The 19,921-nt window shown below is 58.7% G+C and carries 25 protein-coding genes, 2 pseudogenes, 1 riboswitch and 1 other annotated feature; of the genes and pseudogenes, 20 read left to right on the forward strand and 7 right to left on the reverse strand.

What is annotated here, in order from left to right; genetic code table 11:
- The first annotated feature begins 102 nt into the window (after nucleotides 1-102).
- The gene (locus ACI3EV_RS05885; protein ID WP_337692112.1) at nucleotides 103-1,131 is read left to right on the forward strand and encodes a hypothetical protein; all 1,029 of its coding nucleotides are present in this window, start codon (nucleotides 103-105) and stop codon (nucleotides 1,129-1,131) included.
- A gap of 106 nt (nucleotides 1,132-1,237) precedes the next feature.
- A pseudogene (locus ACI3EV_RS05890) lies at nucleotides 1,238-1,531 on the forward strand (type II toxin-antitoxin system death-on-curing family toxin); the annotation flags it as partial.
- A 303-nt stretch (nucleotides 1,532-1,834) separates the two neighbouring features.
- On the opposite strand, the gene ACI3EV_RS05895 reads toward ACI3EV_RS05890, so the two are convergent.
- Nucleotides 1,835-3,069 (reverse strand): IS3 family transposase gene (locus ACI3EV_RS05895; protein ID WP_323030487.1). Its coding sequence is split into 2 segments (ribosomal slippage): nucleotides 1,835-2,781 and nucleotides 2,781-3,069, totalling 1,236 coding nucleotides; the frame shifts between segments, so codons are not numbered across the junction.
- Nucleotides 2,675-2,791: a sequence feature (AL1L pseudoknot), on the reverse strand. Its footprint overlaps the gene before it by 117 nt.
- A 344-nt stretch (nucleotides 3,070-3,413) precedes the next feature.
- Here ACI3EV_RS05895 and ACI3EV_RS05900 point away from each other — a divergent pair.
- The 14 genes and pseudogenes from ACI3EV_RS05900 (at nucleotide 3,414) to ACI3EV_RS05965 (ending at nucleotide 12,299) form a co-directional block, all read left to right on the forward strand.
- The gene (locus tag ACI3EV_RS05900) at nucleotides 3,414-4,148 is read left to right on the forward strand and encodes a hypothetical protein (protein ID WP_337690971.1); all 735 of its coding nucleotides are present in this window, start codon (nucleotides 3,414-3,416) and stop codon (nucleotides 4,146-4,148) included.
- 91 nt (nucleotides 4,149-4,239) lie between these two features.
- Nucleotides 4,240-4,782, forward strand: a complete 543-nt coding sequence (locus ACI3EV_RS05905; RefSeq protein ID WP_337690973.1) for a hypothetical protein — start codon at nucleotides 4,240-4,242, stop codon at nucleotides 4,780-4,782.
- A 106-nt stretch (nucleotides 4,783-4,888) separates the two neighbouring features.
- Nucleotides 4,889-4,987: pseudogene (locus ACI3EV_RS05910) on the forward strand (DUF4236 domain-containing protein); the annotation flags it as partial.
- A 153-nt stretch (nucleotides 4,988-5,140) separates the two neighbouring features.
- Entirely contained in the window at nucleotides 5,141-6,001 is an 861-nt protein-coding gene (locus tag ACI3EV_RS05915; protein WP_337690975.1) for a hypothetical protein, read from the forward strand.
- Nucleotides 6,002-6,068: 67 nt separating this feature from the next.
- Nucleotides 6,069-6,455 carry a Rid family hydrolase gene (locus tag ACI3EV_RS05920; RefSeq protein ID WP_337690978.1) on the forward strand — a complete coding sequence of 129 codons (387 nt, stop codon included), beginning with the start codon at nucleotides 6,069-6,071 and terminating at the stop codon, nucleotides 6,453-6,455.
- 111 nt (nucleotides 6,456-6,566) lie between these two features.
- Nucleotides 6,567-7,109, forward strand: coding sequence for a hypothetical protein (locus ACI3EV_RS05925; RefSeq protein ID WP_337690980.1), 543 nt, complete (start codon nucleotides 6,567-6,569; stop codon nucleotides 7,107-7,109).
- An 86-nt stretch (nucleotides 7,110-7,195) separates the two neighbouring features.
- Nucleotides 7,196-8,053 carry a DUF2806 domain-containing protein gene (locus tag ACI3EV_RS05930; protein WP_337690981.1) on the forward strand — a complete coding sequence of 286 codons (858 nt, stop codon included), beginning with the start codon at nucleotides 7,196-7,198 and terminating at the stop codon, nucleotides 8,051-8,053.
- Between the two features lie 94 nt (nucleotides 8,054-8,147).
- On the forward strand, nucleotides 8,148-8,405 hold the full coding sequence (locus ACI3EV_RS05935; protein WP_337690983.1) for a DUF1010 domain-containing protein: 258 nt from the start codon (nucleotides 8,148-8,150) through the stop codon (nucleotides 8,403-8,405).
- Nucleotides 8,402-9,151 carry a restriction endonuclease gene (locus tag ACI3EV_RS05940; RefSeq protein ID WP_337690985.1) on the forward strand — a complete coding sequence of 250 codons (750 nt, stop codon included), beginning with the start codon at nucleotides 8,402-8,404 and terminating at the stop codon, nucleotides 9,149-9,151. Before ACI3EV_RS05935 ends, ACI3EV_RS05940 begins: the two co-directional genes overlap by 4 nt.
- A gap of 281 nt (nucleotides 9,152-9,432) precedes the next feature.
- Nucleotides 9,433-9,753, forward strand: coding sequence for a heavy metal-binding domain-containing protein (locus tag ACI3EV_RS05945; RefSeq protein ID WP_337690987.1), 321 nt, complete (start codon nucleotides 9,433-9,435; stop codon nucleotides 9,751-9,753).
- Nucleotides 9,754-9,812: 59 nt separating this feature from the next.
- On the forward strand, nucleotides 9,813-10,799 hold the full coding sequence (locus ACI3EV_RS05950) for an NAD(P)H-dependent flavin oxidoreductase (RefSeq protein WP_405197968.1): 987 nt from the start codon (nucleotides 9,813-9,815) through the stop codon (nucleotides 10,797-10,799).
- 88 nt (nucleotides 10,800-10,887) lie between these two features.
- Complete coding sequence (locus ACI3EV_RS05955) at nucleotides 10,888-11,304, forward strand: PaaI family thioesterase (RefSeq protein ID WP_337690991.1); 417 nt, start codon at nucleotides 10,888-10,890, stop codon at nucleotides 11,302-11,304.
- Between the two features lie 96 nt (nucleotides 11,305-11,400).
- A complete protein-coding gene (locus tag ACI3EV_RS05960) occupies nucleotides 11,401-11,955 on the forward strand; it encodes a class I SAM-dependent methyltransferase (RefSeq protein WP_337690993.1) in 555 nt (184 codons plus the stop codon).
- Nucleotides 11,956-11,966: 11 nt separating this feature from the next.
- Nucleotides 11,967-12,299 carry a YnfA family protein gene (locus ACI3EV_RS05965; protein WP_337690995.1) on the forward strand — a complete coding sequence of 111 codons (333 nt, stop codon included), beginning with the start codon at nucleotides 11,967-11,969 and terminating at the stop codon, nucleotides 12,297-12,299.
- Here the strand turns inward: ACI3EV_RS05965 and ACI3EV_RS05970 are convergent, their stop codons facing one another.
- The 4 genes from ACI3EV_RS05970 to thiC all read right to left on the reverse strand — a co-directional run bounded on the left by ACI3EV_RS05970 (nucleotide 12,300) and on the right by thiC (nucleotide 16,174).
- Nucleotides 12,300-13,487 carry an FAD-dependent oxidoreductase gene (locus ACI3EV_RS05970; protein ID WP_337690997.1) on the reverse strand — a complete coding sequence of 396 codons (1,188 nt, stop codon included), beginning with the start codon at nucleotides 13,485-13,487 and terminating at the stop codon, nucleotides 12,300-12,302.
- A gap of 137 nt (nucleotides 13,488-13,624) precedes the next feature.
- Nucleotides 13,625-13,975 (reverse strand): carboxymuconolactone decarboxylase family protein, encoded by a 351-nt coding sequence (locus ACI3EV_RS05975; protein WP_018715447.1) that lies wholly within the window; start codon nucleotides 13,973-13,975, stop codon nucleotides 13,625-13,627.
- Nucleotides 13,976-13,998: 23 nt separating this feature from the next.
- Complete coding sequence (locus tag ACI3EV_RS05980; RefSeq protein ID WP_018715448.1) at nucleotides 13,999-14,193, reverse strand: DUF2892 domain-containing protein; 195 nt, start codon at nucleotides 14,191-14,193, stop codon at nucleotides 13,999-14,001.
- An 88-nt stretch (nucleotides 14,194-14,281) separates the two neighbouring features.
- Nucleotides 14,282-16,174, reverse strand: coding sequence for a phosphomethylpyrimidine synthase ThiC (gene thiC / locus ACI3EV_RS05985; RefSeq protein ID WP_337691003.1), 1,893 nt, complete (start codon nucleotides 16,172-16,174; stop codon nucleotides 14,282-14,284).
- 78 nt (nucleotides 16,175-16,252) lie between these two features.
- A riboswitch (TPP riboswitch) is annotated at nucleotides 16,253-16,373 on the reverse strand.
- 154 nt (nucleotides 16,374-16,527) lie between these two features.
- On the opposite strand from thiC, the gene thiS reads away from it, so the two are divergent.
- The 4 genes from thiS (at nucleotide 16,528) to ACI3EV_RS06005 (ending at nucleotide 18,831) form a co-directional block, all read left to right on the forward strand.
- The gene (thiS, locus tag ACI3EV_RS05990) at nucleotides 16,528-16,776 is read left to right on the forward strand and encodes a sulfur carrier protein ThiS (RefSeq protein WP_018715450.1); all 249 of its coding nucleotides are present in this window, start codon (nucleotides 16,528-16,530) and stop codon (nucleotides 16,774-16,776) included.
- A gap of 3 nt (nucleotides 16,777-16,779) precedes the next feature.
- Nucleotides 16,780-17,565, forward strand: a complete 786-nt coding sequence (locus tag ACI3EV_RS05995; RefSeq protein ID WP_337691005.1) for a thiazole synthase — start codon at nucleotides 16,780-16,782, stop codon at nucleotides 17,563-17,565.
- Between the two features lie 44 nt (nucleotides 17,566-17,609).
- On the forward strand, nucleotides 17,610-18,173 hold the full coding sequence (gene greB, locus ACI3EV_RS06000) for a transcription elongation factor GreB (protein WP_337691007.1): 564 nt from the start codon (nucleotides 17,610-17,612) through the stop codon (nucleotides 18,171-18,173).
- Nucleotides 18,174-18,339: 166 nt separating this feature from the next.
- Nucleotides 18,340-18,831: a hypothetical protein gene (locus ACI3EV_RS06005; protein WP_337691009.1), complete on the forward strand. Its 492-nt coding sequence runs from the start codon at nucleotides 18,340-18,342 to the stop codon at nucleotides 18,829-18,831.
- A gap of 21 nt (nucleotides 18,832-18,852) precedes the next feature.
- Here ACI3EV_RS06005 and ACI3EV_RS06010 read toward each other — a convergent pair whose 3' ends face one another.
- Nucleotides 18,853-19,269 (reverse strand): hypothetical protein, encoded by a 417-nt coding sequence (locus tag ACI3EV_RS06010; protein ID WP_337691011.1) that lies wholly within the window; start codon nucleotides 19,267-19,269, stop codon nucleotides 18,853-18,855.
- Between the two features lie 13 nt (nucleotides 19,270-19,282).
- Nucleotides 19,283-19,897, reverse strand: a complete 615-nt coding sequence (locus tag ACI3EV_RS06015) for a class I SAM-dependent methyltransferase (protein WP_337691013.1) — start codon at nucleotides 19,895-19,897, stop codon at nucleotides 19,283-19,285.
- Nucleotides 19,898-19,921 lie beyond the last annotated feature (24 nt).

Consider the following 19,921-nt stretch of genomic DNA (forward strand, 5'->3'; position numbering starts at 1 on the left):
CATACCTTATCCGACGCCATCGCACGGCCTAACTGGTTGTTCAACAGGACGGTTACCAGCTTTGCTGGTAACCGCCTGTTAACGTTGGCGTTAGATTTTTACATGACCGAGCCGTCGCAAATCCCAACAAACCGGAAAGCCCTCGAAGAGTCATTGGGCTTGTCTGAAGAAATCCTGAGGAATATCGAGCTTAGCGAAATTCCATTGACCAATATCGCCCTCAAAACGATTCGGTTGGCGCGACTTCTGAATGACTTTGAGTGGCAGCAGATATTTCAATATGAAGTAAGTGGCTACCCAACTACACCAAATGGCATGGAGCCAGAGGTTTTCCGCTTAGCCGAAAAGGCAAATCGGGGCTATCAGCTTAAAGACGAGAAGACCGAAAAGATCAACACCTATGTGTACCTTGAGTCAATTGAGCAACTGGAGCACGACAAGGATATTGCCGAGGTAGCTCTGCACGCTGCTCAAGATCGCGATGTGTCAGTGACATCAGCTAATCCCTACCAAACTGTCCACGCACCAGTAGGCAACTGGAACGAGAGGAAGCAAATTCGTGATGCCTCTCAAAAGGCGACCAAGAGGCTCTCTGCGCGTCGCACGCTGATCTATCAATATGCGCTTGGCAAGCACTATGAGCTTAAGTTCTCCGGTATCGCGGACGACATCTTTTCGAGAATCCGAGAGCGCGTAGATTCAGCGATTGGTTCCGTAGTGCCAGAGGCGACAAACAAATTGTCAGCGGTCCACGAGAATTTGCGCTCCGATAATCCGGAAGATTGGTCAAATGCAGTGCACAGTTGCAGAAGAATCCTTCAGGACCTAGCTGACGCAATATATCCTGCCCGCGAAGACAAAGTCATCGAGGTGGGAGGGAAGCCCAAGACAATCAAGCTTGGAAGAGATAACTACATAAATCGAATTATTGCGTTTGTTGAGGAGCGATCCGGTTCAGAGCGGTTTTCGCACATTGTGGGCTCACACCTCGGCTTTCTAGGCGATCGGCTAGATAGTGTTTTTCAAGCCGCACAGAAAGGATCGCATGACGTAATCGTGTCGCAGGTTGAGGCTGATAGATATGTGGTCTACACGTATCTAACAGTGGGAGATGTAATTGGTCTCCTGTAGCGCCAAATCTAACCCTTCAGTCAAGCGGACCGCCCAAAGCTACGCTTTGGGTTCCCTCCGGGCTACGCGCTCCGGCGCCCGCTTACTTCCACGTTAGCGATCAAAAATGGACACATCCACAATAATTTTCATCCACGATTACCTCACTGAGTTCTTCGCTGACAGCGAAGATCCGATATCTCCTCCTGGGATCAAGGAGATGAATTCGATCGAATCGGCAGCAGCACGCCCACAGGCGACTGCCGGTGGAAGAGATGCGTATCCAACCATCTTCTTAAAGGCTGCCGCGCTGTTTCACAGCATTGCATCAAATCATGCGTTTCATAACGGCAATAAGCGAGCCGCACTTCTATGCACGCTCTACTATCTAAGTGAGTACGGCTACTGGCTTGACCGATGTGATGACGATGAGATGTACGAGTTCACTCGCAAACTCGCTGCACATGAAATCTGCGAGAGCCGAAATGATGAGGTTCCCGAGGTTGCCCGCTGGCTAGAGCACAATTCCAGGAAGCAACAGAAGGGTGAGAAGCATCTAAAGCTCCATGATCTTCGCGAGATTCTTGGGAAATTTGATTACAGCCTTATCGACAGGGGCAAGACCCTCGACGTAATGAAGGATGGGCTTGTAGCTGAAAGCATTCTGAAGAAGGGGGCCCAAGGATTTGATGAACCGCCCCGGGTTTCGAGGAGGCTGGTTGGTTTAAGTGGACACCTCTGCCAAGGTGTTGCTGTCGGCAAGTTGCCTCCAGTAGTTTGCCTCAGCTTCTGCCGGCGGGATACCCCCGATCGGCGTGAGCAGTCGGACGTGGTTGAACCAGTGCACCCATTGCAGGGTCGCCAGTTCCACGGCTTCCCTGGTCTTCCAGGGGCCCCGGCGATGAATCAGTTCGGCCTTGTATAGCCCGTTGATGGTCTCGGCCAGCGCGTTGTCGTAGCTGTCGCCTTTGCTTCCCACTGATGGCTGGATACCTGCCAGGCCCAGCCGCTCGGTGTAACGGATGCTGACGTACTGGCTGCCCCTGTCGCTGTGGTGCGTCAAGGCATGCGCTGCTGGCTGGCGCTCATACAGGGCCTGTTCCAGCGCATCGAGCACAAAGTCCGTGTGCATGCTGCGGCTGACACGCCAGCCCACGATGCGCCGGGCGTACACATCCACCACGAAGGCCACGTACAGCCAGCCCTGCCAGGTGCTGACGTACGTGAAGTCCGACACCCACAGCTCGTTGGGCCGGCTGGCCTTAAACAGCCGGTTGACATGGTCCAGCGGGCACGGCACTGATGTGTCCGGCGTGGTGGTGCGCATCGTCTTGCCTCTGCGTGCCCCTTGCAAGCCCATGGTACGCATCAGCCGCTCGACTGTGCACCGCGCCACCCGGATGCCCTCGCGGTTCATCTGCAGCCAGACCTTGTCGGCGCCATAGACCTGCCAGTTGGCATGCCACACGCGCTGGATGTCGGCTTTCAAATGGTCGTCATGCTGGGCACGTGCGCTGCGCAGTTGCGGGTTGCGTTGCCGGGCCGCATGGCGCCAGTAACACGACGGGGCCATCTGCAGCACCCGGCAGATGGGCTCGACCCCGTAGTCATCGCGGTGGCGGTCGATATAGGCCTTCACTTCCTGAGCTGGCGGTCGAGCTCCGCCTGCGCGAAAAACGCACTGGCAGTTTTGAGGATCTCATTGGCACGGCGCAGCTCCTTGACTTCGCGCTCCAGTTCCTTGATGCGTCGCGCATCCGAGGTCGTGGTACCCGCACGCAGGCCAGCGTCGATCTCGGCTCTCTTGACCCAATCGTGCAGGGTTTGCGGCACACAGCCAATCTTCGGCGCAATCGATTCGATAGCTGCCCACAACGAAGGGTACTCGGCTCGATGCTCCTGCACCATGCGCACAGCGCGCTCGCGCACTTCCGGGGAAAACTTGTTGGACTTGTTCATGGCTCCATCTTCTCAAGAGTTGGGGCCTCCTCCAAACCCGGGGCGGTTCATGAGGACTATGACCCTCCATACATAGCGGAGCTTAGAAAACGGCTAAACCTAGTTCCGGATGAGGGCATTGATAGTTCGCGCTTCTACGGACAAAAAGGCTTGTCAGACGAGTTGAATGAGTTCATGGAAATGCGAATTGAGGTCATGAAGAGGCTAGCGAAGACTTGATCGCTAACAATTCGTTCAAGCCGATGCCGCTTCGCGGCACGGCTTAACTCAAGCGTTAGCCTTCAACCAACTATCAGGGGGAACTGACAGTGGCGATTGTTAAGTGCAAAGAGTGTGGTGGTGAGTTGAGCACCAAAGCGGAGGCTTGCCCAAAGTGCGGCGCAAAGCAAAAGCGTCCATCCGGTTGCCTCAAGGTCGTGCTCTTCTTACTCCTCGCGTTCATTGCCCTTGCCATCATCGCCCCGTTCGTTAACGACAAGAACACCTCCAACTCAAGCAGCACTCCCGCACCAGCTGCAGCACCTGCTGCAACCGTCGATCCAAAGACAAAAATATCTCCGTATGTCTTTAATGCTGACGATAAGAAGGACTTCCCAAAACTCGCCAGCAAACTCGGCGCGGCCTGGTCGAGACTTCAGCCAACCCGAGAAGCTGCCGCGCTACATGTTGCCTCAAACCCGAAATGTGACTTTGTTGAGATCGCTGAGGCTTCAGACAGATCCACAAAGTCAAACATCATCATCTTTGTTGATTGTCGCAATGGCGAGCGTATGTACGTTAGTGAGTCTGACCTAAAAGCCGGCGGTTCCAGCCAGTTTCAATCAGACAAGGTCGTTGATCGCGCCTCCGCCATCAAGGCGTGCAGTGACGCCGCAAAATCAATGACAACACACCCAGAGCTTGCGGACATGCACATCTGGACTGGATCGTCATTCAATGCCAATAAGACCACGGGCAACGCGCAAGTCTTGCTCGACTTCGACGCATCTAACTCTTTCGGAGTTGAGGGCAAGTTCACGGCGCGCTGCATCTTCCCGGCAAACGGCGCACCACCGGAAATTACAGTACAAGCAAGGTGAGCGGGCAGAAGGCTAACAATTCGTTCAAGCCGAAGCCGCTTCGCGGCTCGGCTTAACTCAAGCGTTGGGCGTTTTATCGGCACATTTATCAATGGAACTAATCGCACTCGCTCTATCAAGCCTTAGCGTTATCGGGCTCGTCATTGCTGGGTTACTTCTGCGCGGTTACCTACCTTCTTACGTCGCCGAGAAAGGCAAGAACTTGGCGTCGAAGGAAGACCTCGCCCACCTCACTGATCTCGTCGAAAGCGTTAAAGCTCTCCACACTTCCGAGCTAGAGCGCCTCAAGGCTGACCTACTTGCTGAGGGCCAAATTACTGAGCGCCGTCGCCGTGTCTACGAAGAAATGTGCATTGCCCTACGAGTTTTCATCTCTGGGCATGGTGGAACACCGGAAATGAAAGAGCGCTTTCACGCCGCTTACGCCGCTGCATGGTTGTGGGCCGCCGACAGTGTGCTCGTTGCACTCAATCATTTCATTGCGTTACAGGTTCAGCGCGCTGCTGATCCGGCGTCGGTTGACCAGCCAACTATAAAGGGCGCGTACACCGCCATCGTCGTTGAAATGCGCAAAGACGTTGGCTTTGGTGGCTCGGTTGCGTCGGGTTCAGACTACCAGTTTGTTCAGTTTTGACATGCGCCGCCCAACCCATCATTCGAGCGGACCTGCGCGAAAAACCGTACAAGTCGCTCAATTCAAACGTTATGCTGCTTACATTCACGCCTTGGAGGTTTAGTCAATGGGCTTCTATCTGAGAAAGAGCATCAGTGTCGGGCCGTTGCGATTCAATCTGTCCAAGTCAGGAATCGGCGTTTCGGCTGGTGTAACTGGCCTTCGCTTTGGCGTCGGCCCACGAGGTAACTACGTTCACATGGGCCGAGGCGGACTTTACTATCGCGCTACGCTTCCTCCATCGTCGTCTCCCCGTAACTCACCACCTCAGTCACTTCCGCCATCGGCTTCTGAAATACCGCCAGGAACTCATGCGCCATTGGAGGAAATCGAATCCGCCGATGTTTCTCAAATCGTCGATTCGTCATCCCGAGAGCTTCTGGACGAGCTAAACCGAAAGCGCGCAAAGACTCGCCTGTGGCCTTTTGTTGCGGTTATCTCAGTTGCGGTGCTTGGTCTTGGGTTCTCTTCCGGCTGGCCCGTTTGGCTCGTAGGCATACTCGCAGTCGCTGCCGCTGCTGGAACATATGCAGCCCATACGCGAGACGCCCTACAAAAGACCGTTGTGCTCTTCTATGACTTCGATTCCGACATGGAAGCCGCCTATGCCAAACTTCACGCGGCCGCGAGCCAGCTTGCCAATTGCGCGGCGGCTTGGCATATCGAGGCGTCTGGAAAGGTACATGATCGAAAATATCATGCGGGAGCAAGCGATCTTGTCCGCCGAAAGAGCACTTCTATTCGTAGGGCTGAACCACCATACGTCAAGACGAACATCGAAACCGTCGCTGTTGGTGTAGGTCGTCAAACGCTTCACTTTTTCCCTGACCGCGTTCTCGTATATGACCAGAACGGCGTGGGTGCCGTTGGCTATCAAGAACTGCGAGTGGAAGTAGGCGCAACTCGATTCATCGAAAGCGAGTCTGTTCCCCGAGATGCCGAAGTCGTAGATCGAACGTGGAAGTACGTCAACAAGTCTGGTGGTCCCGATAAACGATTCAAGGACAACAAGGAACTGCCCATCTGCCGATACGAGGAAGTCACTCTGTCGAGTCAGTCTGGGCTAAATGAGGTGCTGCAACTATCCCGTTGCGGTGCCGGAAGCGGCTTTGCTGAAGCCATTTCTTCGCTGGGCAAGAGCATGCCTAAGGAAGGTGCCTGTGCCGCACAAGCGGCATAACCCTGCGGTCCACCGGACGCTGCGCGATATAGCCTCGCAGCGCCGGTGACCTCCACGTTAGATATTTATGCCAAAAGAAACCATCCAGTCAGAACTTTTTGAACCAATCGGCCCATACAACCACGCAGTTATGGCAGGCGGTCAAATATTCATCTCTGGCACGCCCGGAATCGATCCCAAAACTGGGCAACTCGCGGGAAAAGATGCTTACCTGCAGACCAAACAGGTGTTAGTGAACTTCCAATCTATTCTTGCCTCTGTGGGTGCATCACTAGATGACATTGCTCACATTCAAGTCAACCTTATAAATGTTTCAGATTTCGTAGAAATGAATCGAGCTTATTCAGAATTTTTCTCTAATTCTTATCCGGCGCGGACGGTCATCGGTATTGCAGCGCTCCCGAAGCCAGGTGCTTTGCTCACCATGAACGCCATCGCAATTCCAAAAAATTGACTGCTTGGTTAAGTTATCTAACCCATCGGTCAACCGGACTTGCTACGCAATCCGGTTACCTCAAACGTTGGGCGGCGAAACTGTTCCTCCCATATACATCAGAGGTTAGCAATGACGCCTGATAGAAAACACATAGAGCAGCTACTTGCTGCGCAGCCTGCGCGGTCGCTTCGAAGCACTCTGTTCAATATTGCGCACGCGTACGCTCGGGCTGCGGGCAATACTCGGGGCGTACTCGAATCAACCAAAGATGCTGACTTTGCAGCACCGGCAATCATGTGCCTGAGCTTTGCCGTAGAACTGCTCCTCAAGTTCTTCATTGCAATCGATCACCCGACAGCGAAGACGATTAATGACCTGAAGAATGCAGGCGCAAAGCTGAAATGTCATAAGTACTCAGAACTGTACGATCAGCTGACCCAGCCAACAAGGGACAAGATCGCGGGTGCATATTCAACTCTTTCCGGAAAGCCAACAGATTCCATGGCATTTCGCCAGGCTCTTATTGCACAAGGAGATGACCCATTTGTCTATTGGCGCTACATCTACGAGTCGGATGCCTTCTCCCATTTTGATCTGGCCGCCTTCCATCTCGTCATCGACGCACTAGGCAAGGCCGCCGAAGCTGAACGAAAGGCGGCTCCAAGTGCGTGACCGCAAACCACCGCCTAACCTTTCGTTGCAGGGGACGCTCCGCCTATCGGCGGCGCGTCCCTGAACTTAAACGTTAGGTGTAAATAATGTCAGACGATAATTCCACATCATTAGTTAATCTTGGTGAGCTTTCTAAGCCTGCCAATACATTAATTGAAAAGGTCTCATCAGCAATTGGTGGTGTATTTGAACCTTGGCAAATAAAACGTATTGCAAAAGCACAGGCAGAAGCAAATTTGATTAAAGCAGAATCAGAGATACAAATTACTGACCTGCATCGCAGAGCAATGCACCGCTTTGTCGAAGAAGAAGCTAATCGCCAAGAAAATATGGAGGAAATCACCAAAAAATCTATTCCTCTTCTTGAGGAACAATCTGATCCTGCAAAAATGGAAGACGATTGGGTCACAAACTTCTTTGATAAGTCTAGGATTGTTTCTGATGAAGACATGCAGGTTTTATGGGCTAATGTTCTTGCAGGCGAGGCAAACAAACCAGGCTCATTTTCTAGAAGGACTATTAACCTGCTCAGCGATCTTGATAAAAGAGATGCTGAGCTTTTTCAGACGTTATGCAGGTTCGGCTGGGCTGTTGGAAATTTCACCCCTTTAATCTTTGATAGCCAAGCCCCAATCTATAACAACTTAGGGATTAATTTTAATAGCTTGTCTCATTTGGATAGCTTAGGGCTCATTCAGTTTAATTCACTTGCGGGATTTAGCAGGACAGGGTTACCAAAAAGTTTTGTGGTGGCTTATTGCGGACAACTTTTGCAATTGGTAATAAAAGAAGGCCAAGAAAATCAACTATCTATTGGACAAATTCTGCTTACTCAGGCAGGGCAAGAGCTCGCTCAAATCGTTAAAGTTCCCGGTGTTCAAGGTTTCTATGACTACGTAAAAGAACAGTGGAAATCGCATGCTCTAAGTGAAAAAAGCACCTAACAAATTGCTGCACACGGAAAAGTTACTCGCTGCGCTCCCAACTTTCCGGTGAGCAAAGCGTTAGCCTGCTTTTTATTCCTGCCCATTTCAGCCCATGAATATCCAAGCGCCATTTACCCTCGCAAGCGTTCATCCGCTGGGTGTTTGGCGTTTGCTCGGGCTTCGCCTGCGTGGGTTGCGCCAGTTTCAATCCTTTTTGGCCTCTAGCCCTTGTGCAGCAAGCGCTGGCAGCTCTGTTTTTCGTAGTCCGTGGCCTGTGCGGTCACTTTCGTTTTTGCGCTTTGGGTCTAACCCGGCGCTCAAGCCGACCCGCATACTGCGGGCGGCTTACCTAGTCCGTTATATCGCATGATCACTCGCAACGACCCTGAGAGCTGGCAGGCACTACAAACGGAGGTCGGACGTATCCTCTCCGAGTGTGGGTTCGCCGTCGAAGTCGAGAAGAGAATTCAATCAGCACGAGGTGCCGTCGAGCTTGATGTCTATGCCGAGGAAACTGTACGCGGCAGGAAGTACGCGATCGCGTGCGAATGCAAATATTGGAAATCGCGCATTCCTCAGACAGTGGTCCATGGCTTTCGCACCGTAGTCCAAGAGATTGGTGCCAATATTGGCTACATCATCTCTATGGAGGGTTTTCAATCCGGAGCCGTAGCCGCGGGTGATTTGACGAACTTAAAGCTTGTAACGTGGCAAGAGTTTCAAGACCTATTCGAGGAGAGTTGGTTCGAAGAGTACTTCACTAAACAGATAGACGAGAAGCTCGACGGACTTATGACGTACGCCGAACCCTTACTTCCAGCCTGGTTTGAGCGCATGACGGAAGAGGACAAAGCAACGTATTTCGCTCTTAAAGAGAAGCACGACCTCTTCGGCGTAGTGATGCAGTCGCTTGGCCCATACACCCGCATGTTGCGAAAAGAGCCGCTCCCAACGCTTCCTCTACGCGCGAGGCTCAAACCAGACCCAATCCTACGCACAATTCCAGATCACATCTTGGATGAAACGGCATATCGAGAACTCTTGGATGCATCCATCGTTCATGGCGAAGCCGCTCTCTCTGAATTTCGGGTGCTGCGGGATAAATATGCGACATAACCCTTCGCTCCAGCCGACCACCTTTGGCGGCGGCTGAATTTAGGCGTTATACCCCACGGGGGAGTTCATGGCTAAGTAGAAAAAGGATTTTTATATGTCATATTCTCGATAAATGGGAATTGACAGAGTTTTGATACCCGGGGTTTATACGGAGAAGAGGCGGCATTCGAGACATTCGCGTCCGTCATGGCGTCATGGCATGATGTGAAGCGCGGTGCCTCTTCCTCGCTGTGCAGCGGGGCAGGGCATGCCAGTTGTGCCACCCCTTCAGGAGAAATCCCATGATCGTCACCACCACCCCCAGCATCGACGGCAAGCGCATCACGCAATACTGCGGCGTGGTTGCCGGCGAGGCCATCCTGGGCGCCAACGTTTTCAAGGATCTGTTTGCCGGCCTGCGCGATATCGTCGGTGGCCGTTCCGGCATGTACGAACGCGAACTGCAGAAGGCGCGCGACATTGCCATGCTGGAGCTGCAGGAGCGTGCCCAGGCGCTGGGGGCCAATGCCGTGGTGGGCATTGACCTGGACTATGAGGTGATGGGGCAGGGCAACGGGATGCTGATGGTGTCGGCTAGCGGGACGGCGGTGGTGGTGGAGTGACCGCAGCCATGCGCCTGCAAACCCTCCTGAACCTCCAGCACCCCCTCATCCAGGCCCCCATGGCCGGGTCGCAAAACAGCACCCTGGCCATAGCCGTCTCCAGCATCGGCGCCCTGGGCTCGCTCCCCTGCGCCATGCTCACCCCCGAGACGCTGGACCAGGAGCTGCGCACCATCCGCGACAAGACCGCCAACCCCGTCAACCTCAACTTCTTCGCCCACCAGCCCCCGGTGTTGGACCGGGGCCGGGCGGCGGTCTGGAAGGGCCTGTTTGGCCACTACTACCATGAACTGGAGATTGATCCGGATGCCTTCCCGCCAGGCCCGATGCGCATGCCGTTCAACGACGACATGGCCGATGTGCTCTGCGCGTATCCACCCAAGGTGGTCAGTTTCCACTTCGGCCTGCCAGACGGCTACCTGCTGGATCGCGTGCGTAGCACCGGTGCCAAAATCCTGTCCTCCGCCACCACGGTTGAAGAAGCGATCTGGCTGGAGCAGCAGGGCGTGGACGCCATCATTGCGCAGGGCGTGGAGGCCGGTGGCCATCGCGGCATGTTCCTGAGCGATGACATCAGCACCCAGATTGGCACCTTTGCGCTGTTGCCGCAGGTGCTTGATGCCGTCAAGGTGCCCGTGATCGCCGCTGGCGGCATTGCCGATGCCCGTGGCGTCAAGGCCGCCGTCGACCTGGGTGCGGCCGGCGTGCAGGTGGGCACCGCCTACCTGTGCTGCCCCGAGGCCACGACCAGCGCCATTCACCGCGCCGCGCTGCAAAGCCCGCAGGCGCGCCACACCGCGCTCACTAACATCTACTCCGGCCGCCCCGCGCGTGGCATTGTCAACCGCATGATGCGTGAGCTCGGCCCGATGAACCCGCTGGCGCCGGCGTTCCCGCTGGCTACCGCCGCCTCGGCGCCGCTGCGCGCCAAGGCCGAAAGCCAGGGATCGGGCGATTTCACGCCGCTCTGGTCCGGCCAGAACGCCAGCGGCTGCAAGCCGATTCCCGCTGCCGATCTCACACGTGAACTGCTGAGCCTGCTCTGAATCCGCTAGGCGTTCCTAGTGAAACTCCGTAGCCAGATTGACGTTGCTGTCAACTAGCATCGGATTTTCACCAGAAGGATGGATTCCCATGAGCGATATCGCCCAGCGCATTGCCGACAGCTTCCAGAAGCAGGGCCTGATGGCCACCCTCGGCGCCGAACTGCTGCTGGCCCAGGAAGGCGAAGTGCAGATCGCCATGCCGTTTTCGAAGCACCTGTCGCAGCAGCAGGGTTTTATCCATGCCGGCGCCGTCACCAGCATTGTGGACAGCGCCTGTGGTTACGCTGCGCTGACCAAGGCTCCGGCAGGCTGCGAAGTCGTCACCGCCGAGTTCAAGATCAACCTGCTGCGCCCGGCCATTGGTGACCGTTTCGTCGCCATCGGCAAGGTCACCAATGCCGGCAAGATGCTCACCGTCTGCACCGGTGAAGTCCATGCCTATACCGGCGAGAGTTCCAAGCTGGTGGCGCTGATGCAGGCCACCATCGTCAACGTCAAGCTCTGAACGCGTACATCGTCTTGTCAACGCTTGCTGCAAGGCTGATCCAGGCCAGCTACAGTCAGGTCTGACACTGACTGCCGATCCTGTAGCTTGCCCATCATGACCACTCCTATTCCCCAGCCCTCCAGCTGGATCCGCCGCTTTACTCCTCTGATTCCTGCCGGCACCCAGGTGCTGGATGTCGCCTGTGGCTCCGGCCGCCATATGCGCTGGCTGGCGCAGCAGGGCTATCAGCCTCTTGGCATCGATCGCAACCCGGACAGCCTGCAGCAGGCCGCGCAGTGGGGCGACACCGTGCAGGCCGATCTGGAAGACGGCAGCCCCTGGCCGCTGCCGGATCGCCAGTTTGGCGGCGTGGTCGTCACCAACTACCTGTGGCGTGCGCTGTTCCCGCAGCTGTTTGCCAGCGTGCAGCCCGGTGGCGTGTTGTTGTACGAAACCTTTGCCGACGGCAATGCCAGTGTGGGCCGGCCCTCCAGTCCTGAATTCCTGCTGCAGCCCGGTGAATTGCTGCAACAGCTGGCAAAAGCTGGCCCGGGTTGGCGCGTGATTGCCTACGAAGATGGTTTTTTGGGCGATCCCGATCGCTTTGTACAACGCATTGCCGCCGTGCGGGAAGCGGTCAGTGAACAGCCGGTACGCTATTCGCTGTAAACTGCGCCGCCATGGAAACCCTCAAGACCCTGGGCCTGTTCATCGCCACTGCCGTGGCCGAGATCGTTGGCTGCTATCTGCCCTGGCTCTGGCTGCGTCAGGGCCACAGTATCTGGTGGTTGCTGCCGGCGGCCGCCAGTCTGGCGTTGTTTGCCTGGCTGCTCACGCTGCACCCGCAGGCTTCCGGCCGCGTCTATGCGGCCTATGGCGGTGTCTATATCAGCGCGGCACTGGTCTGGCTCTGGCTGGTCGATGGCGTGCGTCCCAGCATGGCCGATGGCATCGGCATTGCGCTGTGCCTGAGCGGCATGCTGGTCATCATGTTTGGCCAGCGGCCGGCCTGATCAGGCCAGCGCCGATACCGCCAGCGCGTTTTCTACCAGCGCTGGCGCAATCAGCCAGCCATGGCGGAACAGGCCGTTGATGCGCGTCAGGCCGGGCGTGACCTGGATCACCGGCATATTGTCCGGCAGTGCCGGGCGCAGATTGCTTTCGCTATGGATCACGCGCGCTTCGGTCAGCTCCGGCAGCACGGCGTGTGCCGCGGCGAGCAATTCGACCGTGCTGCGCAGGCTCACCGGGCTGCGGTCTTCGCTCTCGATTTCGCTGGCGCCCACCACGATCAGGTCGCCCGGGCGCGGCACCACATAGACGCGGTGGCGCGGGTGCATCAGGCGCAGCGGGCGGTGCAGTTCCACGCCGGGCGCGTGCAGCCAGAACACCTCGCCGCGCACGCCGCGCGTCGGCTGGTCGGGCAGGGCGCTGCCGGCTGGCAGCTGCTGCACGAAGTCGACATTGATCCGTGACGTGCTGGCAGCGATGCCACTATTGCCTTCGCGTGCGCCCAGGCCACGCACATCAAATACCCAGTCAAAGCGTTCGCCATCAATGCCGTGCGGCGTCACCTGCTGCGCCGCTGTGCCCCAGCGGAAATCTGCACCGAGGGCCGTGGCTGCCTGTGCCAGGCCGACTAGCGCCTCGACCGTGTGGATCTGGCCTTCCTGCTCCAGCATCCAGCCACGCAGCTGGCGGGAAATGCCGGGCTCCAGCGTCCGCAACTCGTCAGCGCTCAGCGGCGTAGCCAGCGGCGCCGTGTGCCCGGCAGGGGCCTTGCTCTGCAGGCTGCCCAGCAGGCGCTGTGCTGCGCCCATGTCGGTGCCGTGCGCCAGCATCAGGCTGCCGCGCTGTGCAAAAAAGACAGATTGTCCGTGCGTAGCCAGCTGCTCCACCACCTGTTGCCACAGGCGGATGCTGCGCCAACCCAGATCGGCCAGCGCCCAGTTGGCACACTCCAGCTCGGCCAGCGGGCTCAGCATGCCGGCGGCGGTAAAGCCTGCCGCACGTGGCTGGTCGTAGTCCGGTGCCGGTCCGCAGGCCGGGTCGAATACCGTGACCTGATGGCCAGCAGCGGCCAGCTGCCAGGCCAGCAGCCGCCCCAGTACGCCGGCCCCGGCAATGCCGATGCGCGCAGGTACCTGCAGCGTGGCGGAAGAGGAGGCGGCGGACAGCGGGGCGGTGTGATTCGTTTGCATGCCGGGGATTATCCCAAGTAGGATGCGCCGCGTCTTGTCCAAGGGCAAGAAAACACCACGCCAGCCATAAAAAACGGCCTGCGGGCAACAGCACCGCAGGCCGGAATGCTCGCAGACTAAGCTGCCAGCAGAGGGGATCAAGCCTGAGCCGTGAATTCCTTGTAGGCGGCCAGCGCGTTGGATGCGTACATCAGGGACGGGCCGCCGCCCATGTAGACGCACATGCCCAACGTTTCCTCGATTTCCGGCAGCGTGGCACCCAGGCGCACCAGCGCCTTCATGTGGAAGCCGATGCAGGCATCGCAGTGCGAGGCCACGCCGAGTGCCAGCGCGATCAGTTCCTTCTGCTTTTCACTCAGGGCACCGTCACGCGTGGCGGCAGCGGCCATCTCGTTGAATGCCTTCATCAGGTCCGGCTGGTCGGCACGCATGGTGGCCAGGCCGGCCGAGATGTCCTTGATATGGCTCTTGTACTCGGGGATGCTCATGGGGGACCTCCTGGATGACCGGATTACTTCTTCATCGGGCAGGTGTTGGCGCCGATCAGCTTGTAGGCCGGGCAGAAGCGGAACAGGCCGGTCAGCAGCGGCAGCAGGCCAATCCAGGCCCAGTTGCTGCCGACATAGCCCAGCAGCTGGGGTGCACCCAGGATCAGGGCCAGACCAACCACGATGCGCAGGATGCGATCAATACCACCGACGTTCATAGCGTTCTCCTAGAAGGGAAATAATTTATCAAAGTATATAGTAAAAGCCACAAAAAAGGCAGGTGGGTTGCACCTGCCTTGCGACTTATCAGCCTTGCTGGGCGTCTACCGGTACGTAGATCTCGCCGCCACCGGCCTTGAACTCGGCACTCTTTTCAGCCATGCCTTTTTCCTGTTCCTCCTTCAGGGCGGCGTAATCGCGCACTTCCTGGGAAATCTTCATGCTGCAGAACTTGGGACCGCACATGGAGCAGAAATGTGCCACCTTGCTGCTGTCCTTGGGCAGCGTCTCGTCGTGGAAGGCGAGTGCCGTATCCGGATCCAGGCTCAGGTTGAACTGGTCCATCCAGCGGAATTCGAAGCGTGCCTTGCTGATCGCCGAGTCGCGCGCGCGGGCACCCGGGTGGCCCTTGGCCAGGTCGGAGGCGTGCGCGGCAATCTTGTAGGCGATGATGCCCTGCTTCACGTCATTGCGGTCCGGCAGGCCCAGGTGTTCCTTGGGCGTCACGTAGCACAGCATGGCGGTGCCCATCCAGCCGATCATGGCTGCGCCAATCGCGCTGGTGATGTGGTCGTAGCCCGGTGCGATGTCGATGGTCAGCGGGCCCAGGGTGTAGAAGGGCGCCTCGTGGCAATGCTTGAGCTGCTCTTCCATGTTGGCCTGGATCATGTGCATGGGCACGTGGCCCGGGCCTTCGATCATGGTCTGCACGTCGTGCTTCCAGGCGATCTGCGTCAGCTCGCCCAGCGTGCGCAGTTCGGCGAACTGGGCCTCGTCGTTGGCGTCGTCGTTGGAGCCGGGGCGCAGGCCATCCCCCAGGCTGAAGCTCACGTCATAGGCCTTCATGATCTCGCAGATCTCTTCGAAATGCGTGTACAGGAAGTTTTCCTTGTGGTGGGCAATGCACCACTTGGCCAGGATAGAGCCGCCGCGGCTGACAATGCCGGTACGGCGATTCGCCGTCAGGTGGATATAGGGCAGGCGCACGCCGGCGTGGATGGTGAAGTAGTCCACGCCTTGTTCAGCCTGCTCGATCAGCACATCGCGGTAGATGTCCCAGGTCAGGTCTTCGGCAATGCCGCCGACCTTTTCCAGCGCCTGGTAGATCGGCACGGTACCGATCGGCACCGGGCTGTTGCGGATGATCCAGTCCCGCGTGGTGTGGATGTTCTTGCCGGTGGACAGGTCCATCACGGTGTCGGCACCCCAGCGGATCGACCAGACCAGCTTCTCGACTTCTTCCTCGATGCTGGAAGTGACGGCCGAGTTGCCGATGTTGGCGTTGATCTTGGTCAGGAAGTTGCGGCCGATGATCATCGGCTCGATTTCCGGGTGGTTGATGTTGGCCGGGATGATGGCGCGGCCACGGGCCACCTCGTCACGCACGAATTCGGGCGTGATGATCTTCGGGATGCTGGCACCCAGGCCGTTGCCCTTCAGGCGCATTTCGCGGTTCAGGTCGGACTGGTATTCGGCCATCCACTCGCGCTTGCCGTTTTCGCGGATCGCGATGAATTCCATCTCGGGCGTGATGATGCCCTGGCGCGCATAGTGCATTTGCGTCACGTTGCTGCCGGCCCTGGCGCGGCGCGGCTGGCGTTGCAGCGCGGCGGCTTCACGGCGCAGCACCTCGATGCGCTCGGCGTCGCGTTCGTCCAGCTTGCCGCCATCGTCCAGAATGTGGTGCAGGCGGCCTTCGTAGGCTTCGGTATCACCGCGCGCCTCGATCCACTGCTGGCGCAGCGCCGGCAGGCCGTGGCGCACGTCGATCTGCGCCTGCGGGTCGGTGTAGGGGCCGGACGTGTCGTAGACGGTGACGAGCTCGCCATTGGTCAGCGCGATTTCGCGCATGGGCACGGCCACGCCGGGTTGCTGGCCGGCCTGCAGGACCTTGCGCGAGGCAGGCAGCGGGTCACGCGTCAGGGTGAGCAGCTGGTTCAGGTCTGCCGGGGGCTGGGGGATGGTATCGGGCGCGTTCATGGCGGGTCTCCAGAGGGTAAAACAGTGCTCCGGAGGGCTGGCCAGATGTTCGCGCGGGGCGCGCCTTGCCAAGGCAAGGGGAGGGCAGCTTGCTCTTCTTACGCCGGTATGAGCCGGGTCAAGTTCGCGGGTTCGGCCTGTCAGCCATCTCAGCCTGCCTATCGGTATCAGCGATAGGCACACACCCCGGAGCAGATGTGCCATTGTAGGCAGATTCCATCGGCCGGTCATAGCTGGGGCTATCCCCCAGCCCGGCGCGCTTGCTTTTGCCGCTATTGCCCCCATGCCATGGGTATTGCCTGCCAGTCTTGCGGCTGGCGCTATCATTCGCTTTTGCCTACAGGATTCCCTGCATGACTGCCCCTTCCCTGTCCCCCCAGATTCCGGATGCCGCTGCCACGTTGCAGCTGCAGCTCAATGGCGAGCCGCTCAGCCTGCCGGCCGGCAGCACGCTGCAGGACCTGCTGCTGGCGCGCGGGCTGGATCCGGCCAGTCACGCCACTGCCGTCAACGGCAGCTTCGTGGCACGCGATGCGCGCCCGGCACACCTCCTGCAGCCCGGCGATGCCGTGACCTGCTTCCAGGCGATTGTGGGAGGTTGAGCCATGAGCTGGCAGATAGGCGATGTGACGCTGGAAAGCCGTTTTTTCCTGGGTAGCGCCGGCTACCCATCCCCCGAAGTGCTGCGCCAGTCGATCCTGGCATCGGGCGCACAGGTAGTGACGCTGGGGCTGCGCCGCCAGCTCGGCATTGACCGCAATGCCCAGTCCGACAACGGCTTTGTCGATGTCGTGCGCAGCACCGGCGTGCATCTGCTGCCGAATACCGCCGGTTGCCGCAGCGCGCGCGAGGCTGTCACGCTGGCGATGATGTCGCGCGAACTGCTGGGCACGCACTGGATCAAGCTCGAGGTGATTGGCGACGAGCAGACGCTGCAACCCGATCCCTGGGAGCTGGTGCAGGCCGCCGACGAGCTGGTGCGCAACGGCTTCGAGGTATTCCCGTACTGCACCGATGACCTGGTCAGCTGCCAGCGCCTGCTGGATGTCGGCTGTCGCATCCTGATGCCCTGGGGCGCGCCGATTGGCTCCGGCCAGGGCCTGATCAACCCGTGGGCACTGCGCACCCTGCGCGCACGCCTGCCCGATGTGCCGCTGGTGGTGGATGCCGGTATTGGCGCGCCCTCGCATGCGGCGCAGGCCATGGAACTGGGCTATGACGCCGTGCTGCTCAATTCCGCCGTGGCGCAGGCACATGACCCGGTAAAGATGGCGGCCGGCTTTCGCGATGCGATTGCGGCCGGCCGCGCCGGCTACGAGGCCGGCATTATCCAGCCGCAGGACATGGCAGTGGCCAGTACACCTGTAACCGGCCGTCCCTTCATTCTTTGATCCTGATCGGAATCAATCATGGATATTACAGATTTTTGATAGTCATGAGCAAGGCCTTCACGCGTGAAACCGACCGCGACGACGATGACGATCAGGACGATGCGCTGCCCGCGCTGCCGGCCGGCATCAAGAACTACATGACGCCGCAGGGCTATGCCCGGCTGCGCGCCGAACTGATGCAGCTGATCGATGAAGAGCGGCCGAAAATCGTCGATATCGTGCACTGGGCTGCCAGCAATGGCGACCGTTCGGAAAACGGCGACTATCTCTACGGCAAGAAGCGCCTGCGCGAGACCGACCGTCGCATCCGTTTCCTGACGCGCCGGCTCGAACGTGCCGAAGTGGCCGATGCCAGCGTGCACCATGGCGGTGACCAGGTGTTCTTTGGCGCCACCGTCACCTATGCCGACGAAGAGGGCGAGGAAAACACCATCACCATCCTCGGCGTGGACGAGGTCGACAACCTGCAGGGCCAGGTCAGCTGGGTGGCGCCGATCGCGCGTGCCTTGCTGCGCGCCCGCGTCGGCGATAGCGTGCAGCTGCGCACGCCAGCCGGTGTGCAGGAAATCGAGGTGATCGACGTGCAATATCCGGCGCCGGAGGCGTGAACAAGCGCTTCGAACGGTAAGCGCAGGTATCGCAGCCGCGTTACAAGCGGGGCTGCTGTTGCATCTGCTTGCGACATGCCTGCGGATCGTGCCATAGTCAGGCTATTGCCAGCCGATGGTAACGGCTGGCGTTTGTCTTTATTGATCTGAAGAAAGGTTTTTTGTGATGAATGCTTCCGTCCGTTTCCTGCTGCCCGCCCTGATGGCTGCCGTGCTGGCCGCCTGTGGCCAGAACAACTCGGCCACCGAACCGGCTGCATCGCAGGCATCGGCTCCGGCAGAGACAGCTTCCGTGCCGGCTTCCGCCCCGGTCGAGGTGGCCAGCAGCCCGCTGAGCGACGCCTCCGAGGCCGAGCTGCAGGTCGGCTCCGAGGACCTGCCCAGCATCCTGGAACTGAGCAACCCGGATGGCGACAAGCTGATGCTGCAGCTGACCACGGTCTACAACGAAGAGCTCAAGGACGAGCAGCACTTTGCGCTGCTGCAGAAGAACGATGGCCCGGAAATCGAGCTGAGCAAGGTCGGCGAAGAGAACGGCCTGCCGGTCTACTCCGGCGAGAAGGACAAGAAGGTATTTGTCATCACCAGCCTGGGCGATGACCGCTACCAGGTGGTGGAAGATGAAGGCAAGCCGGTGATCTACGGCCCGAACCGCTGATCCCGATGACGGCGGCAGGGCTCAGATCAGCCCTGCCTGCTGCATCACCTGGCGCTCGTCCTCATGCGAGATCCAGAACGCCACTTTCAGCGCCTTGCCGTCGTCATGCACACCGTAGGTGATGGCAAAGCGGAATTCCTGCGGCTGACCGGGGATTTTCTCGAACACCATCAGCCAGTGCACCTTGGCCAGGGTGTAGTGCGCATCCAGCACGGTTTCTTCTATTTCCAGCACGCGCGCCTGACGAAAACCGATCTGTTCAAACAGCGCCTTGCGTTGCACCATGGCCTCGCGCAGGCTGTCGTCATTGCGACCCACTGCCACGCCAGTCGGGTCACCGCCCAGAAATTCGGCCGTGTATAGCGCACAGGCCTGATCCGGATCCAGGCTGTTGGCGCTGGCTTCGTAGCGCCGGAAAAAATCGTGCAGGCGGCTCATGGGGTAAGGTCGCTCACACCTTGCGGCAGAAGCAGTAGACAAACTTCTGCTCGTTGCCGCCGGGCGTTGTATGGTCTTCGCGCAGATGGCCAAGCAACTCGAACGGCTCGCCGAACTCGCCATGCAGGGCATCGGCGCTGTAGCGCACCACCGGCAGGCCGCTGCATTGCTCAGGCCCATCTTCGGCAAAGGTCGCCACAATCACCAGGCCACCGGGCTGCACCGCATGCAGCACCTGTCGTACATAGGACTCGCGTTCCGCGGCGCTGGTCAGGAAGTGGAATACGGCGCGATCGTGCCAGATGCGGTAGTGGTGTCGTGGCAGCGCCACCTCCAGCACATTGGCTTCGAGCCAGCACACCTGCCTGGCATGCGCTCCCAGCCGCTGGCGGGCGGTGGCCAAGGCGGCCGCAGACAGATCCAGCACCGTGAGGTCGGTATGGCCGCGCTGCAGCAGATCGTCCACCAAGGTCGAGGCACCACCACCGACATCGATCAGCGGCGCTGACAGCGGCGCGCCGTGATCGGCAATCAGTTGCAGCGATAGGGCCGCATGCTCCTGGAACCAGCTGACCTCAGTGCTTGGCTTGCGGCTGTAGACGTTTTCCCAGTGCTGCCTGGATTGCATGACAGGAACTCCATCCACGCGCTT

Source organism: Allobrachymonas wangyanguii (assembly GCF_045055315.1).
In the GTDB taxonomy this organism is placed as follows: domain Bacteria; phylum Pseudomonadota; class Gammaproteobacteria; order Burkholderiales; family Burkholderiaceae_C; genus Brachymonas; species Brachymonas wangyanguii.

Coding starts and splice junctions, on each gene's coding strand:
- ACI3EV_RS05960 (WP_337690993.1), top strand. CDS start 11,401: ATGACCACTCCTATTCCCCAGCCCTCCAGCTGGATCCGCCGCTTTACT.
- greB (WP_337691007.1), top strand. CDS start 17,610: ATGAGCAAGGCCTTCACGCGTGAAACCGACCGCGACGACGATGACGAT.
- ACI3EV_RS05955 (WP_337690991.1), top strand. CDS start 10,888: ATGAGCGATATCGCCCAGCGCATTGCCGACAGCTTCCAGAAGCAGGGC.
- thiC (WP_337691003.1), bottom strand. CDS start 16,174: ATGAACGCGCCCGATACCATCCCCCAGCCCCCGGCAGACCTGAACCAG.
- ACI3EV_RS05965 (WP_337690995.1), top strand. CDS start 11,967: ATGGAAACCCTCAAGACCCTGGGCCTGTTCATCGCCACTGCCGTGGCC.
- ACI3EV_RS05885 (WP_337692112.1), top strand. CDS start 103: ATGACCGAGCCGTCGCAAATCCCAACAAACCGGAAAGCCCTCGAAGAG.
- ACI3EV_RS05950 (WP_405197968.1), top strand. CDS start 9,813: ATGGCCGGGTCGCAAAACAGCACCCTGGCCATAGCCGTCTCCAGCATC.
- ACI3EV_RS05920 (WP_337690978.1), top strand. CDS start 6,069: ATGCCAAAAGAAACCATCCAGTCAGAACTTTTTGAACCAATCGGCCCA.
- ACI3EV_RS05975 (WP_018715447.1), bottom strand. CDS start 13,975: ATGAGCATCCCCGAGTACAAGAGCCATATCAAGGACATCTCGGCCGGC.
- ACI3EV_RS05925 (WP_337690980.1), top strand. CDS start 6,567: ATGACGCCTGATAGAAAACACATAGAGCAGCTACTTGCTGCGCAGCCT.
- ACI3EV_RS05945 (WP_337690987.1), top strand. CDS start 9,433: ATGATCGTCACCACCACCCCCAGCATCGACGGCAAGCGCATCACGCAA.
- ACI3EV_RS05995 (WP_337691005.1), top strand. CDS start 16,780: ATGAGCTGGCAGATAGGCGATGTGACGCTGGAAAGCCGTTTTTTCCTG.
- ACI3EV_RS06005 (WP_337691009.1), top strand. CDS start 18,340: ATGAATGCTTCCGTCCGTTTCCTGCTGCCCGCCCTGATGGCTGCCGTG.
- ACI3EV_RS06010 (WP_337691011.1), bottom strand. CDS start 19,269: ATGAGCCGCCTGCACGATTTTTTCCGGCGCTACGAAGCCAGCGCCAAC.
- ACI3EV_RS05980 (WP_018715448.1), bottom strand. CDS start 14,193: ATGAACGTCGGTGGTATTGATCGCATCCTGCGCATCGTGGTTGGTCTG.
- ACI3EV_RS06015 (WP_337691013.1), bottom strand. CDS start 19,897: ATGCAATCCAGGCAGCACTGGGAAAACGTCTACAGCCGCAAGCCAAGC.
- ACI3EV_RS05970 (WP_337690997.1), bottom strand. CDS start 13,487: ATGCAAACGAATCACACCGCCCCGCTGTCCGCCGCCTCCTCTTCCGCC.
- thiS (WP_018715450.1), top strand. CDS start 16,528: ATGACTGCCCCTTCCCTGTCCCCCCAGATTCCGGATGCCGCTGCCACG.
- ACI3EV_RS05905 (WP_337690973.1), top strand. CDS start 4,240: ATGGAACTAATCGCACTCGCTCTATCAAGCCTTAGCGTTATCGGGCTC.
- ACI3EV_RS05940 (WP_337690985.1), top strand. CDS start 8,402: ATGATCACTCGCAACGACCCTGAGAGCTGGCAGGCACTACAAACGGAG.
- ACI3EV_RS05930 (WP_337690981.1), top strand. CDS start 7,196: ATGTCAGACGATAATTCCACATCATTAGTTAATCTTGGTGAGCTTTCT.
- ACI3EV_RS05935 (WP_337690983.1), top strand. CDS start 8,148: ATGAATATCCAAGCGCCATTTACCCTCGCAAGCGTTCATCCGCTGGGT.